The sequence below is a fragment of the Pantoea deleyi genome (genome assembly GCF_022647325.1).
Taxonomy (GTDB): domain Bacteria; phylum Pseudomonadota; class Gammaproteobacteria; order Enterobacterales; family Enterobacteriaceae; genus Pantoea; species Pantoea deleyi.
The window spans coordinates 3,324,054-3,337,191 of the sequence record NZ_CP071405.1 but is presented as its reverse complement, the minus strand read 5'-3'; the positions used below and the strand labels follow the sequence as shown (position 1 = coordinate 3,337,191).

General features: G+C 59.2%; 13 protein-coding genes and 1 other annotated feature. Of the genes, 8 read left to right on the top strand and 5 right to left on the bottom strand.

The features are described from left to right. Window positions 1–2 precede the first annotated feature (2 nt). Window positions 3–1,790 (bottom strand): allophanate hydrolase, encoded by a 1,788-nt coding sequence (gene atzF, locus J1C59_RS15770; RefSeq protein WP_140917032.1) that lies wholly within the window; start codon window positions 1,788–1,790, stop codon window positions 3–5. A gap of 269 nt (window positions 1,791–2,059) precedes the next feature. Between atzF and sltY the strand changes: the two genes are divergently transcribed. Both sltY and trpR read left to right on the top strand, forming a co-directional pair. Further along, window positions 2,060–3,979, top strand: a complete 1,920-nt coding sequence (sltY, locus tag J1C59_RS15765) for a murein transglycosylase (protein ID WP_128084673.1) — start codon at window positions 2,060–2,062, stop codon at window positions 3,977–3,979. Between the two features lie 45 nt (window positions 3,980–4,024). Continuing rightward, complete coding sequence (gene trpR, locus J1C59_RS15760) at window positions 4,025–4,345, top strand: trp operon repressor (protein ID WP_128084672.1); 321 nt, start codon at window positions 4,025–4,027, stop codon at window positions 4,343–4,345. On the opposite strand, the gene yjjX is transcribed toward trpR, so the two are convergent. Continuing rightward, entirely contained in the window at window positions 4,346–4,864 is a 519-nt protein-coding gene (yjjX, locus tag J1C59_RS15755) for an inosine/xanthosine triphosphatase (RefSeq protein WP_128084671.1), read from the bottom strand. Window positions 4,865–5,067: 203 nt separating this feature from the next. On the opposite strand from yjjX, the gene gpmB reads away from it, so the two are divergent. Continuing rightward, window positions 5,068–5,715 (top strand): 2,3-diphosphoglycerate-dependent phosphoglycerate mutase GpmB, encoded by a 648-nt coding sequence (gene gpmB, locus J1C59_RS15750; protein WP_128084670.1) that lies wholly within the window; start codon window positions 5,068–5,070, stop codon window positions 5,713–5,715. 38 nt (window positions 5,716–5,753) lie between these two features. On the opposite strand, the gene robA is transcribed toward gpmB, so the two are convergent. Beyond that, window positions 5,754–6,635, bottom strand: coding sequence for an MDR efflux pump AcrAB transcriptional activator RobA (robA, locus tag J1C59_RS15745; RefSeq protein ID WP_128084669.1), 882 nt, complete (start codon window positions 6,633–6,635; stop codon window positions 5,754–5,756). Window positions 6,636–6,828: 193 nt separating this feature from the next. Between robA and creA the strand changes: the two genes are divergently transcribed. Then, window positions 6,829–7,302, top strand: coding sequence for a protein CreA (gene creA, locus J1C59_RS15740; RefSeq protein WP_128084668.1), 474 nt, complete (start codon window positions 6,829–6,831; stop codon window positions 7,300–7,302). 68 nt (window positions 7,303–7,370) lie between these two features. Here the strand turns inward: creA and arcA are convergent, their stop codons facing one another. Together arcA and J1C59_RS15730 are read right to left on the bottom strand one after the other, a co-directional pair. After that, the gene (gene arcA / locus J1C59_RS15735; RefSeq protein ID WP_111141369.1) at window positions 7,371–8,087 is read right to left on the bottom strand and encodes a two-component system response regulator ArcA; all 717 of its coding nucleotides are present in this window, start codon (window positions 8,085–8,087) and stop codon (window positions 7,371–7,373) included. 339 nt (window positions 8,088–8,426) lie between these two features. Beyond that, on the bottom strand, window positions 8,427–8,603 hold the full coding sequence (locus tag J1C59_RS15730) for a hypothetical protein (RefSeq protein WP_167498258.1): 177 nt from the start codon (window positions 8,601–8,603) through the stop codon (window positions 8,427–8,429). Between the two features lie 93 nt (window positions 8,604–8,696). Between J1C59_RS15730 and J1C59_RS15725 the strand changes: the two genes are divergently transcribed. From J1C59_RS15725 to thrB, 4 genes are all read left to right on the top strand, one after another. Beyond that, the gene (locus J1C59_RS15725; protein ID WP_128084667.1) at window positions 8,697–9,401 is read left to right on the top strand and encodes a tRNA/rRNA methyltransferase; all 705 of its coding nucleotides are present in this window, start codon (window positions 8,697–8,699) and stop codon (window positions 9,399–9,401) included. Window positions 9,402–9,588: 187 nt separating this feature from the next. After that, entirely contained in the window at window positions 9,589–9,657 is a 69-nt protein-coding gene (gene thrL, locus J1C59_RS15720; protein WP_090964490.1) for a thr operon leader peptide, read from the top strand. After that, window positions 9,596–9,714, top strand: a sequence feature (Thr leader region). It overlaps the preceding gene by 62 nt. A 26-nt stretch (window positions 9,715–9,740) precedes the next feature. Continuing rightward, on the top strand, window positions 9,741–12,203 hold the full coding sequence (thrA, locus tag J1C59_RS15715) for a bifunctional aspartate kinase/homoserine dehydrogenase I (protein ID WP_128084666.1): 2,463 nt from the start codon (window positions 9,741–9,743) through the stop codon (window positions 12,201–12,203). A 2-nt stretch (window positions 12,204–12,205) separates the two neighbouring features. Beyond that, window positions 12,206–13,135 carry a homoserine kinase gene (thrB, locus tag J1C59_RS15710; protein WP_128084665.1) on the top strand — a complete coding sequence of 310 codons (930 nt, stop codon included), beginning with the start codon at window positions 12,206–12,208 and terminating at the stop codon, window positions 13,133–13,135. Window positions 13,136–13,138 lie beyond the last annotated feature (3 nt).

Genomic DNA, 13,138 nt, shown 5'->3' with positions numbered 1-13,138 from the left:
GATCAGTGACTCCCCTGTGATGCCAGCCAGTTGCGCCAGCCGCCCGTTTCAGTGATCTCCAGCGCGCCGTTCAGCGCCGCGCCTTCGCAGATAAAGCCTTTGACGACCCGGCCATCGGCCAGCGTCAGGTTGCCGATCCCCAGCGGCGCCGGGATCCCGGCCACAAACTCGCCGAAGCGCGCCAGCGGAATGTCCCACAGCTCCACGGCGATCGCGGCGCCCTGTTGATCACGCATCAGGCCCGGCTTTTTGATCGCCCCCTCCAGCAGGGCAAACAGGCGGTAGTGGGGTGCGGTCTGCGTCTCCTCGACCCACACCGCCTGACGTTCGGTAAGCTCGAAATTGAGCGGCATGCCGGTGAGATGGGCACCCACCACCGCCAGCCGGACGTGATCAGCAGAGGTGGGCAGCGTGGCGCGTCTGGCCGGGAAGGGCTGACCGGTGGCGCCCAGCGGCAGGGTCAGTTGCTGCTGCCAGCGCAGGCCAAACCCGGCCAGCGCCCGATCGTGCCAGGCCGGCGCGATCAGCGTGATGCCCGCCGGCAGGTCGTCGTTGCGGAACGGCGCGGGCAGCGCCAGCGCGGCGAGGTCGGCCAGGTTGGTAAAGTTGGTGTAGGTGCCAAACTGCGAGTTGTAGTGGACGGGCTCCTGCTTCATCTCTTCCAGGGTGTGGATGGTGGGCGAGGTCGGCACCACCAGCGCGTCAAAGGGGGCCAGGGCCTGCTGGATCTGGCGCGTCAGGTCGGCGCGCAGATACTCCGCTTTAAACGCCTCCACCGCGCTGTAGTTCAGCCCGCTGGCGATGATGTTCTGCACGACCGGCTCCATCTGGTCGAGCATTTCGCCCACCGCCGCCGTGCGTTCGGCGACCCAGGGGCCGTAATAGAGCTGTTCAGCCAGCTGACGGAACGGAGTGAAGTCGATGGGGTGCAGCGTCGCGCCGCCCGCCTGCAGGGCCTCCAGCGCCCGATCCCAGGCGGCTTCGGCAGCAGCATCATCAAAAAAGGCCGGATCGGCCGGGATAGCAAAGTGAGGACGGGCGGGCAGGCTGGCCGGGGCGGTGCGCGGGTTGACGCGCGAATAGGCGTCGCCGCTGTCATAGCCGCCCATGAGCGTGGCGACGGTAAAGGCATCTTCGGCCGTCAGCGCAAAGACTGAGATGGTGTCGTTAAGCCGACAGGCGGGCACCACGCCGCGCGCAGAGAACCAGCCTTTGGTCGGTTTGAGGCCGACGATGTTGTTGAAACCCGCCGGGACACGACCCGATCCGGCCGTATCGGTGCCGAGTGAAAAAGCGACCAGTCCGCGCGCCAGCACCGACGCCGAGCCAGAGCTGGAGCCGCCGCTGACATAGTCGGCATCGAAGGTATTGCAGACCGCTCCGTAAGGCGAACGGGTGCCCACCAGACCGGTCGCGAACTGATCGAGGTTGGTTTTGCCGATGACCACCGCGCCAGCGGCTTTCAGCCGGGCGACAGCCACCGCATCCTCACGGGCGGTGTAGGTAAAGGCGGGGCAGGCGGCGCTGGTGGGCCAGCCCGCCACATCAATGTTGTCTTTGACCGCGAACGGTATCCCAAACAGCGGCAGCGCCGCAGGATCGCGCTGATAGTTCGCCAGCAGTGGCGCAATCTGTGCCGCTAACTGATCCGGTGTCGCCAGGGTGATCCAGGCGTTATCCTGCGGATCGATCTCCGCCAGGTGTGCGTTGAGCAGGGCGCTAATCTGCTGCGGTGCCTGCTGAATGCGCTGCTGCCAGGCGTGAAGCGTCAGGCCAATGGTCGATGTCATAAGAAGAATTCCAGCTGGTATACAAGATGGCATTCAACAGAGCAAAGGGTGTGCCAGTTTTTTAACGCGCTGATTCAACGGGTTAATGACGGTGGTGATAAGATTTTCTGATGATAATTTGCACAATCGCGGCGCGCAGCCTGAGCGATAGCGGTGCGCCGGGGGGCGTGGTGCGTAAATTTTGTGAAGAACATGGCAAGAGTCCGGTGGCCTGGTTAGCATGAAGACTGTCTGGCAGTTCGCCGGGCCCAGCAACAGAGGAGATTTACGTGGTGAAGTGGCGTAACTGGATGATAGGGATCTGCCTGGCCGGCACGGCCAGCAGCGCATGGGCCGATTCGCTTGATCAACAACGGCAACGTTATCAACAAATTAAACAGGCCTGGGACAGCAACCAGATGGCCACCGTGGATCAGCTCCTGCCGACGCTGCAGGATTATCCGCTTTACCCTTATCTGCAGTATCGCCTGCTGGCGCAGGATCTCGATCAGGAGACCGCGCTGGCCGTGCAGAACTTTATTCGCCAGTATCCGACGCTGCCGCCTGCGCGATCGCTCAGCACCCGCTTTATCAACGTGCTGGCTTACCGCCAGGACTGGCAGGGCGTGCTGAACTTCAGCCCGACTGAACCTAAGCCGGTGCAGGCGCGCTGCAACTGGTACTACGCGAAATGGGCCACCGGCCAGCAGCAGGCCGCGTTCGACGGTGCGAAGCAGATCTGGCTGCGCGGCACGGCGCTGCCTGCGGACTGCGATAAGCTCTTCTCGGTCTGGCAGTCTTCCGGTCAGCTCTCACCGATTACCATCCTGGAACGTATCCGGCTGGCGATGAAGGCCGGTAATGACAGCCTGGTGAGCTATCTGGCGAAAACGCTGCCGGCCGATTATCAGACCATGTCTGACGCGGTGCAGGCGCTGCAGCAGGATCCGCTGACGGTCAGCACCTTCGCCAGCAGCGTCGGGCCAACTGACTTCACCCGCCAGGCGACGATCTACGCCTTTACCCGCGTGGCGCGGCAGGACATGGAAAACGCCCGCAGCCTGATCCCGATCCTGGTCCGGGCGCAGAAGATGGGGCCGGAGGATGAACAGGCGCTGAAGGAGATCGTGGTCTGGCGCATGATGGGCAGCGATCTCACCTCAGAGCAGGCGCGCTGGCGTGACGCGGTGGTGATGAACAGCGAGTCGACCGCGCTGCTGGAACGCCGGATTCGCCTGGCGCTCACGCAGCATGACCGGCGTGGCCTGAACACCTGGATCGCCCGTCTGCCGCTGGAAGCCAAAGAGAAAGATGAGTGGCAATACTGGCAGGCCGATCTGCTGTTTGAGAAAGGGCGCAAAGAGGAAGCGGAAGAGATCCTGCGTAAGCTGATGCAGGCGCGCGGCTTCTATCCGATGGTGGCCGCCCAGCGGCTGGGCGTGGATTATCCGCTGCAGGTGGATGAAGCGCCGAAGCCAGACAGCGCCACGGTGCAGGGCCCCGAACTGGCCCGTGTTCGCGAACTGATGTACTGGGGGCTGGATAATCTGGCACGCAGCGAATGGAGCAATCTGATCGGCAGCCGCACGCACATCCAGCAGCAGATGCTGGCGCGTTACGCCAACGAACAGGACTGGTGGGATCTCAGCGTGCAGGCGACCATCACGGCCAAAATGTGGGACAGCCTGAAGGAGCGTTTCCCGCTGGCATGGCAGAGCGTCTATGAGCGTAATACCGACGTGAAGCAGATCCCGCCGAGCTATGCGATGGCGATCTCGCGTCAGGAGAGCGCCTGGAACCCCAAAGCCCGTTCGCCGGTCGGTGCCAGCGGTCTGATGCAGATCATGCCCGCCACCGCGGCGCACACCGTGAAGATGTATAACATTCCGGGCTACAGCAACGTCAGCCAGCTGCTCGATCCGGAAACCAATATCCAGATCGGCACTCAGTATCTGGAGTATGTCTATCAGCAGTTCAGCCAGAACCGGATCTTTGCTTCGGCGGCGTACAATGCCGGGCCGGGCAGGGTGCGGAGCTGGCAGAAAATCAGTGCCGGCAATCTGGATGCCGTGGCGTTTATCGAGACAATCCCCTTCTCAGAAACGCGCGGCTACGTGAAGAACGTCCTGGCGTATGACGCCTACTATCGTCACTTCATGGGCAAGCCTGACCGGATCCTGTCAGATGCTGAGTGGAATCGCCGTTACTAGCTGTGCTAAGCTTCCGTACTCTTTAGCGAGTACGGAAGCCTCTCCATGACCCATTCTGAATCCCCCTCTGCCGATGCGCATCCGACAGACGATAGCTGGCAGCGCGTTGTCCTGCTGATGCAGCAGGCCTTTGCGGATGGCCATGCGCTGCCTCTGCTGCAGCTGATGATGACGCCCGACGAGCGCGAAGCGTTCGGCACCCGCCTGCGGATCATCGAAGAGTTAATGAACGGCGAGATGAGCCAGCGCGAGCTGAAAAATGAGCTTGGCGTCGGCATCGCGACCATTACCCGGGGATCCAACAGCCTGAAAGAGGCGCCGCCGGAGCTGAAACGCTGGCTGGAAGCGCGTCTGGGCCGCGCCTGATCACTGCTGATAGAGCGGATGGACGAACGGGCAGAGCGCCAGAATCAGCGCCTGATGATAGACGCTGGAGCGGCTGAGCAGGCCATGCGTAAACGCGCCGATCGCGCCGCCCTTCTGTTTGATATTCTCGATGCCGGTTAAGCGCGCCATCTCCTCGCCCAGCTCACGGCCTTCGCGCAGGCCCGCCAGAACGGCGGGCGGCAGGGTGAAGCTGGCTGACCGCGATTCGCCACGCTGCTTCTGATTCTCCACCACCATCCAGGCAAACGCACAATCCTCTTCAATCCCCGCCTCAATCGCGACCCAGAACGCCGCTTCAGGACGAACCTGACGGGCATTCATCACGCGCTGGCGTGCGCCGGTTCGTGTTTCGAGATGAGTTAACGGCTGTGCGGCAACGCCACTCTCGACCTCGACCCCTTCGATATGGCAGGATCCTTCGCCGAAAACGTCGCTGAATGCCTGCGCAATCGCGTGAATCTTCGCTGGGTTGGTTGTGGCTGCGACAACATGGTACATAATTGATTGAACCCTCAGGTGATTAAGCGCCTGGCCCTCAGGCCATTTTATCTGTCAGTCTGAGCCGGAACAGTGCTCCTGCGCCTCACGTACTCACCGTACGTCGGGTCGTTCCGCACTGGCTCCGCCCGGACTGCCTGCAACAATGACGCCTGTCGGGACAGGCTCTAAAGCGATTTTGTCGCAGTATAACGGAAACTAACATGCTACAGGTCTATCTTGTTCGTCACGGTGAAACGGTATGGAATGCGGAGCGCCGCATTCAGGGCCAGTCTGACAGTCCATTGACGGAAAAAGGTGAGCAGCAAGCCCGGCAGGTGGGTGAGCGCGTCAAACAGCTGGGGATTACCCATGTGATCGCCAGCGATCTGGGACGGACGCGCCGCACTGCGGAGATTATTGCGGATGCCTGTGGCTGCGGCGTAACGCTGGATGCGCGGCTGCGTGAGCTGAATATGGGTGTGCTGGAGAAACGTCCGCTGGATGGTCTGACCGCCGAAGAGGAGCAGTGGCGCGCCACGCTGGTCAACGGCACCGAAGGCGGCCGCATCCCGCAGGGCGAGTCGATGTCGGAGATGGCGACGCGCATGCACGCCGCGCTCAATGCCTGTCTCGACCTGCCTGCCGGCAGCCGTCCGCTGCTGGTCAGCCACGGGATGGCGCTGGGGTCACTGGTCAGTACGATTCTGGGGCTGCCCGCCTATGCGGAGCGTCGTCTGCGCCTGCGTAACTGCTCACTGTCACGGGTGGATTATCAGCAGAGCGCCTGGCTGGCGGAAGGCTGGATTGTGGAGACGGCGGGGGATGTGTCTCATCTGGATGCCCCCGCGCTCGACGAGCTGCAGCGCTAATCCTGCAGGCTGCCGTTACGAGAACGGCAGCCCCGATCTTAGCTGTCGGCCGCCTGGCGGCGGATAGGGATCAGATAGTCGCAGCGGATCTCTGTCGGCGGCTCGGCGCGCTTTTTGCCACCGTGGGTATAAAAGCGTTCGATGTCCTGCCCCTGACGGCGGGTCAGGCCCAGCGTGGGCATGCAGGTGCCATAGAGTAACAGGATAAACTCCTGCAGGCAGGCGCGGGGGCCGCTGTAGCTGAATTGCACATAATCCCCGGCTTCCAGAATCACGTTCTGGCCGGAGAAGAGGCTGGCTGCGCCGTCCGCCGGTACCGCCGTGGTGTAGAGGATCTCCTGCTCGTCATCTTTCTCCTGGCTGGCGCGCACCTGATGCAGGCCATACAGCACCGGTGGCACGGTGTCAGTTTCCAGCAGGAACTGCTTCCAGAAGTGAATACGCATCTCGTCGCGGTAGCTGGAAATCTGCTCCAGCGTACAGGTGTAGTTCTGGGTCTGTCCCACCAGCACCGTTTCCGGCAGCGTCACGAAAGCGGATTCCGGCTGCGCCTCATTATCCAGACGGATAGGGGGGCGGATACCGAATGAGTTCCAGTCAGAGGCGCGACGATACCAGGCTGGCGTCTGAGCGAACTGCTTTTTAAAGGCGCGAGTAAAAGTCTGTTGTGAATCAAAACGATACTGAAGTGCGATATCCAGGATCGGGCGGCTGGTCAGGCGCAGCGCCACGGCGGCTTTCGACAGGCGACGGGCGCGGATATAGGCACCGATGGCGTGCCCGGTCACGTCTTTGAACATCCTCTGCAGATGCCACTTAGAGTAACCCGCTTTCTGGGCAACGTTATCCAGTGAAAGGGGTTGATCCAGATGGCTCTCCAGCCAGACAAGCAAATCGCGAATGATACCGGCTTGGTCCATAAAACATCCTCATACTCTGGTGGGGCAGCTAAACGCACTCGAAAATATTAGCACTCGTTGCACAAAAGACGTGGGCCGTTTTCCGGGGAAGGTTGTGCTAAAACATGACGGGTTAAGACCCGTTTTGGTTTGGTCGTTGTATCGATTAACAGTACATTACATTCTCATCTATTCCATTTGCAATGGTAACTCCATGACAATATCGCGTCTTATATTAGCTGCGCTCACTACCCTGAGCTTCTCCAGCCCGCTGTTTGCCGAGCAGATCGGCTCGGTCGATACCGTGTTCAAAATTTTCGGTCCTGACCATAAGATTGTTGTCGAAGCTTTCGACGATCCGGACGTGAAAAATGTAACCTGTTATATCAGCCGGGCGAAAACCGGCGGGATCAAAGGCGGGCTGGGGCTGGCAGAAGATACGTCTGATGCCGCGATTTCCTGCCAGCAGATTGGGCCGGTCGAGCTGAGCGAGAAGATCGCCCAGGGCAAAGCGCAGGGGGAAGTGGTCTTCCGCCAGCGCACCTCGCTGATCTTCAAAAAGCTGCAGGTCGTGCGTTTCTTCGACCAGAAGCGTAACGCGCTGGTCTATCTGACCTACTCCGATAAGATGGTCGATGGCTCACCGAAAAATGCGCTCAGCGCCGTACCGATTATGCCGTGGCACTAAGCCGGACATATTGAGGACAAAAAAAACGCCCGCAGGGGCGTTTTTTACAGGCGGCCTCTGGCGGGCAGTTACTCCTGCAGATCACCGCAGAAGCGATAGCCTTCACCATGAATGGTGGCGATGATCTCTGGGGTATCCGGCGTCGATTCGAAATGCTTACGGATACGGCGGATCGTGACATCGACGGTGCGATCGTGTGGCTTGAGATCGCGGCCGGTCATTTTCTTCAGCAGATCGGCGCGGGTCTGGATCTTGCCCGGATTTTCGCAGAAGTGCAGCATGGCGCGGAACTCACTGCGCGGCAGCTTATAGTGCTCGCCGTTCGGGTTGATCAGTGAGCGGCTGTTGATATCCAGCTCCCAGCCGTTGAATTTATAACTCTCGACCTGACGACGCTCTTCGCCCGGCATCGCCAGGTTCATGGTGCGCGACAGCAGGTTGCGGGCACGAATCGTCAGCTCACGCGGGTTGAACGGTTTGGTGATGTAGTCGTCAGCGCCAATTTCCAGACCAAGAATTTTATCGACTTCGTTGTCACGGCCGGTCAGGAACATCAGTGCGACGTTGGCCTGCTCACGCAGTTCACGGGCCAGCAACAGGCCGTTTTTACCGGGCAGGTTGATGTCCATGATCACCAGGTTTACGTCATTGTCGGTCAGCACCTGATGCATTTCAGCACCGTCCGTCGCCTCATACACCACATAACCTTCCGCCTCAAAAATGCTCTTGAGGGTATTACGCGTGACCAGTTCGTCTTCAACGATAAGAATGTGCGGGGTCTGCATGTTTAGCTACCTAAAATTTGCCAACAAATTGAAAACAGGGCGTACAGCGGTATGGCGTTCTCCATCATCGAGAGCGGCGGGCCGCGCGGAACCGTTGTACGAAATCATCTTTTGATAAGCCATCTATCAACGTCAACAACAGTATTAGCTCAGCCAGTCAGGATGAAAATTGCATGCCCCGGGCGTTAATGATAATGGCGCATATCCTAACTGTATTAACAGCAACCTAACAGCACCAACTACAACCGATAAGCATAAAAAAAACGCTTCGTTGACTTATATCAAATGCAATTGTAGCACGTTAACACTTTTGTGAAAAACTTCTCGCATATTGCCTGTTTAGCTCACAAAAAGCATCATTTTCGTTACATTTTCTGTGGGCGAGGCCCAAAATGAAACCGGAGCGTCACGACATTCTATCCTGTTGAAGTTAAATGCTTTAATAATGTTTTCTTTAATAATGGCCGCTTCAGTGATAAAAATATCCCGGCCACGATTTTTAATGAGTTTTAACATCGTTAACACTCTATTTTCTTATTACCTGCTGCCGACTGAATCATTAACAGCCATGTTAATATGGCGTTATGTAAATGGACCAATGGAATAAATATGCTTTTTCCCCTGATTCTCGTCTCGCCTGCGCGGCCAGAAAATATCGGCGCGGCGGCGCGTGCCATGAAAACGATGGGCTTCACCCAGCTGCGTATCGTGGCCAGTGACGCCTGGCAGGACCCCGCTGCGCGCCGGGTCGCCCACGGCGCGGGTGAGATCCTCGATAATGTGCAGACCTTTGCCACTCTGGCCGACGCGCTGGCGGATATCGATTTTTCGGTCGCCACCACGGCGCGCAGCCGGGCAAAGTTCCGCTACTACGCTACGCCGGAGCAGGTCGAAGCGCAGCTGCAGGAGAAGCGCCAGTGGGTCAACAGCATGGCGCTGGTGTTTGGCCGCGAGGATAGCGGGCTGACCAACGAGGAGCTGGAGCAGGTCGATCTGCTGACCGGCATCCCGATGGCGAATGACTATCCGTCCCTCAATCTCGGTCAGGCGGTGATGGTCTACTGCTATCAGCTGTCGAAGCTCAACCAGGTGGAGGCGCCGGTCGCCGCGGCCGCCGACGGGCAGCAGCTGCAGGCGCTGCGTCAGCGTTTCCATCAGCTGCTGACGCACCTTGAGGTCAGCGATGATGAAAAACTGGCAGACTGGATCGATCAGCGGGTCGGGCTGCTGGAGCAGCGCGACAGTGCGATGCTGCATCGTCTGCTGCACGATATTGAAAAAAAACTCACAGATAAATCCTCGGCAAAAAGCTGATTTTATAGCACCAGATCGCACCTGGTTTCGTGATGGCAAACGATCAAACACCGTTTCCGGCTTTCACCGGAGGCTGTGCGCAGTGGCGAAGATCTGTCCGGCGGACAAATCGGGTTGACTTAATGTGCGCTTTGCTTTACTTCTGGGAGCCAGACGGACAAAAAAGACAGACAGAAAATAAATCTCAATGCGTAAAATCAGCCTGAACACCACAATTATTACCACCACCATTACCCCAGGTAACGGTGCGGGCTGACGCATACAGGAAAAACAGAAAAAAAGCCCGCACCTGAACAGTGCGGGCTTTTTTTTCGGCTTAAATTCAGGAGAGTGAATATCATGCGAGTGCTGAAATTCGGCGGGACCTCGGTAGCGAATGCGGAGCGGTTTCTTCGCGTCGCGGACATTCTGGAAAGCAATGCGCAACAAGGACAGGTTGCAACCGTGCTCTCTGCGCCAGCGAAGATCACTAACCATCTGGTGGCGATGATTGAAAAAACCATCAGTGGTCAGGATGCTTTGCCGAATATCAGCGACGCCGAACGCATTTTCAGCGAGCTGCTGCAGGGACTGGCGGAGGCTCAGCCCGGCTTTGAATACGATCAGCTGAAAACCCGTGTCGATCTGGAGTTTGCCCAGTTGAAGCAGGTGCTGCACGGCATCAGCCTGCTGGGGCAGTGTCCGGACAGCGTAAACGCAGCGATCATCTGTCGTGGTGAAAAGCTCTCGATCGCGATCATGGAGGCTCTGCTGCAGGCGCGCGGCTATGGCGTCAGCGTGATCGACCCGGTGGAAAAACTGCTGGCGGTCGGCCACTACCTTGAATCTACCGTCGATATTGCCGAATCGACCCGTCGCATCGAGGCGAGCCGGATCCCACCGCAGAACATGATCCTGATGGCGGGCTTTACGGCCGGTAACGAACGCGGCGAGCTGGTGGTGCTGGGCCGTAACGGCTCTGACTATTCAGCAGCGGTGCTGGCAGCCTGTCTGCGCGCCGACTGCTGTGAAATCTGGACGGACGTGGATGGCGTCTACACCTGCGATCCGCGTCAGGTGCCGGATGCGCGCCTGCTGAAGTCGATGTCCTATCAGGAGGCGATGGAGCTCTCCTATTTCGGCGCGAAAGTCTTACATCCCCGCACCATTGCGCCGATTGCCCAGTTCCAGATCCCCTGCCTGATCAAAAACACCGCTAATCCGCAGGCACCCGGCACCCTCATCGGCGCAGAAGGCGACCAGGATGAGACCCCGGTGAAAGGCATCACTAACCTGAATAATATGGCGATGGTCAATGTCTCCGGCCCGGGCATGAAAGGGATGGTGGGCATGGCGGCCAGAGTCTTTGCGGCGATGTCCCGTACCGGGATCTCCGTGGTGCTGATCACGCAGTCCTCTTCGGAATACAGCATCAGTTTCTGCGTGCCGCAGAGCGAGCTGGCGCGTGCGCGTCAGGTGCTGGAAGAGGAGTTCTATCTGGAGCTGAAAGATGGCCTGCTGGACCCGCTGGATATCATCGAAAACCTGGCGGTCATCTCGGTAGTGGGCGATGGCATGCGCACCCTGCGCGGCATCTCAGCCAAATTCTTCTCGGCGCTGGCGCGCGCCAATATTAATATCGTGGCGATTGCCCAGGGCTCCTCTGAACGCTCTATCTCGGTCGTGGTCAACAATGACGAGGTGATCACCGGCGTTCGCGTGGTGCACCAGATGCTGTTTGCCACCGATCAGGTGATTGAGGTGTTCGTGGTCGGCGTAGGCGGGGTGGGCGGCGCACTGCTGGATCAGCTGCATCGCCAGCAGGCGTGGCTGAAGCAGAAGCATATCGATCTGCGGGTCTGCGGCATCGCCAACTCGCGTGCGCTGTTAACGAACGTCCACGGCATCGATCTGAGTCACTGGCAGGCGGCGCTGGCCGAGGCGAAAGAGCCGTTCAATCTGGGCCGCATGGCGCGTCTGGTAAAAGAGTACCATCTGCTCAATCCGGTGATTGTGGACTGTACCTCCAGCCAGGCAGTTGCCGATCAGTACGCCGATTTTCTCAGCGAAGGCTTCCATGTGGTGACGCCGAACAAAAAGGCCAACACCTCCTCCTGGCATTACTATCAGCAGATGCGTGCGGCGGCGGCCAAATCACGGCGCAAATTCCTGTATGACACCAACGTGGGCGCTGGCCTGCCGGTGATCGAAAACCTGCAGAACCTGATGAACGCCGGTGATGAGCTGCTGCGTTTCTCCGGTATTCTCTCCGGTTCGCTCTCCTTTATCTTCGGCAAGCTGGATGAAGGGGTGTCCCTCTCCCAGGCGACCCGGATGGCGCGTGAGATGGGCTTCACCGAACCCGATCCACGCGACGATCTCGCCGGAACCGATGTGGCGCGCAAGCTGCTGATTCTGGCGCGTGAGGCGGGTCATCAGCTGGAGCTGAGTGACATTGAGATCGAGCCGCTGCTGCCCGCCAGCCTGACCGGGATTCAGGATGTTGAGCAATTTATGCAGCGTCTGCCGGAACTGGATGACGCCTTTGCCAGCCGGGTCGCGCAGGCGCAGGAGGCGGGTAAAGTCCTGCGCTATGTGGGCGTGATCGAAGAGGGTGGTATCTGCAAAGTGAAGATCGAGGCCGTTGACGGCAACGATCCGCTCTATAAAGTGAAAAATGGCGAGAACGCGCTGGCGTTTTACAGCCGCTACTATCAACCGATTCCGCTGGTGCTGCGCGGATACGGTGCAGGAAATGATGTCACAGCGGCCGGGGTCTTTGCCGACCTGCTGCGTACGCTGTCATGGAAGTTGGGAGTTTAATCATGGTAAAAATTTACGCACCGGCCTCGATTGGTAACGTCAGCGTCGGCTTCGATGTGCTGGGCGCGGCCGTTTCGCCGGTAGATGGCTCCCTGCTGGGCGACTGCGTGTCGGTTGCGGCGGCGGATCAGTTTTCCCTGACCAACGCCGGCCGTTTCGTCAGTAAGCTGCCCGCCGATCCCAGGGAGAATATCGTCTATCAGTGCTGGCAGCGTTTCTGCGAGGCGGTGGGCAAAGAGATCCCGGTGGCGATGACGCTGGAGAAGAATATGCCTATCGGCTCCGGGCTGGGCTCCAGCGCCTGCTCGGTGGTGGCCGGTTTAATGGCGATGAACGAATTCTGCGGCAAACCGCTCAGCGACAGCGCTCTGCTGACGCTGATGGGCGAGCTGGAAGGGCGGATCTCCGGCAGCGTACATTACGATAACGTTGCGCCCTGCTTCCTGGGCGGCATCCAGCTGATGCTGGAGGAAAACGACATTATCAGCCAGGCGGTGCCGGGCTTCGACGACTGGCTGTGGGTGATGGCCTATCCGGGCATCAAGGTCTCGACCGCCGAAGCGCGCGCCATTTTACCTGCGCAGTACCGCAAAGAGGATTGCATCAAGCATGGCCGCCTGCTGGCGGGCTTCATTCACGCCTGCCATACGCGTCAGCCTGAGCTGGCCGCTAAACTGATGCAGGATGTGATTGCCGAACCCTATCGCACCCGGCTGCTGCCCGGCTTTGCCGCGGCGCGCCAGGCCGCTAAAGATACTGGCGCGCTGGCGTGCGGGATTTCAGGTTCCGGTCCGACACTTTTCGCCGTTTGCAATCAGATGGAAACGGCACAGCGGATGGCTGACTGGCTGAGCCAGCACTATCTGCAGAACGATGAAGGCTTCGTCCATATCTGCCGTCTTGACACGGCTGGCGCACGACAATTGGGATAACGC

Bases quoted from the DNA above. Each gene is read 5' to 3' on its own strand.
- atzF (WP_140917032.1), bottom strand. From the start codon at position 1,790: ATGACATCGACCATTGGCCTGACGCTTCACGCCTGGCAGCAGCGCATT.
- trpR (WP_128084672.1), top strand. From the start codon at position 4,025: ATGACCCATTCTGAATCCCCCTCTGCCGATGCGCATCCGACAGACGAT.
- yjjX (WP_128084671.1), bottom strand. From the start codon at position 4,864: ATGTACCATGTTGTCGCAGCCACAACCAACCCAGCGAAGATTCACGCG.
- gpmB (WP_128084670.1), top strand. From the start codon at position 5,068: ATGCTACAGGTCTATCTTGTTCGTCACGGTGAAACGGTATGGAATGCG.
- robA (WP_128084669.1), bottom strand. From the start codon at position 6,635: ATGGACCAAGCCGGTATCATTCGCGATTTGCTTGTCTGGCTGGAGAGC.
- creA (WP_128084668.1), top strand. From the start codon at position 6,829: ATGACAATATCGCGTCTTATATTAGCTGCGCTCACTACCCTGAGCTTC.
- arcA (WP_111141369.1), bottom strand. From the start codon at position 8,087: ATGCAGACCCCGCACATTCTTATCGTTGAAGACGAACTGGTCACGCGT.
- J1C59_RS15730 (WP_167498258.1), bottom strand. From the start codon at position 8,603: ATGTTAAAACTCATTAAAAATCGTGGCCGGGATATTTTTATCACTGAA.
- J1C59_RS15725 (WP_128084667.1), top strand. From the start codon at position 8,697: ATGCTTTTTCCCCTGATTCTCGTCTCGCCTGCGCGGCCAGAAAATATC.
- thrA (WP_128084666.1), top strand. From the start codon at position 9,741: ATGCGAGTGCTGAAATTCGGCGGGACCTCGGTAGCGAATGCGGAGCGG.
- thrB (WP_128084665.1), top strand. From the start codon at position 12,206: ATGGTAAAAATTTACGCACCGGCCTCGATTGGTAACGTCAGCGTCGGC.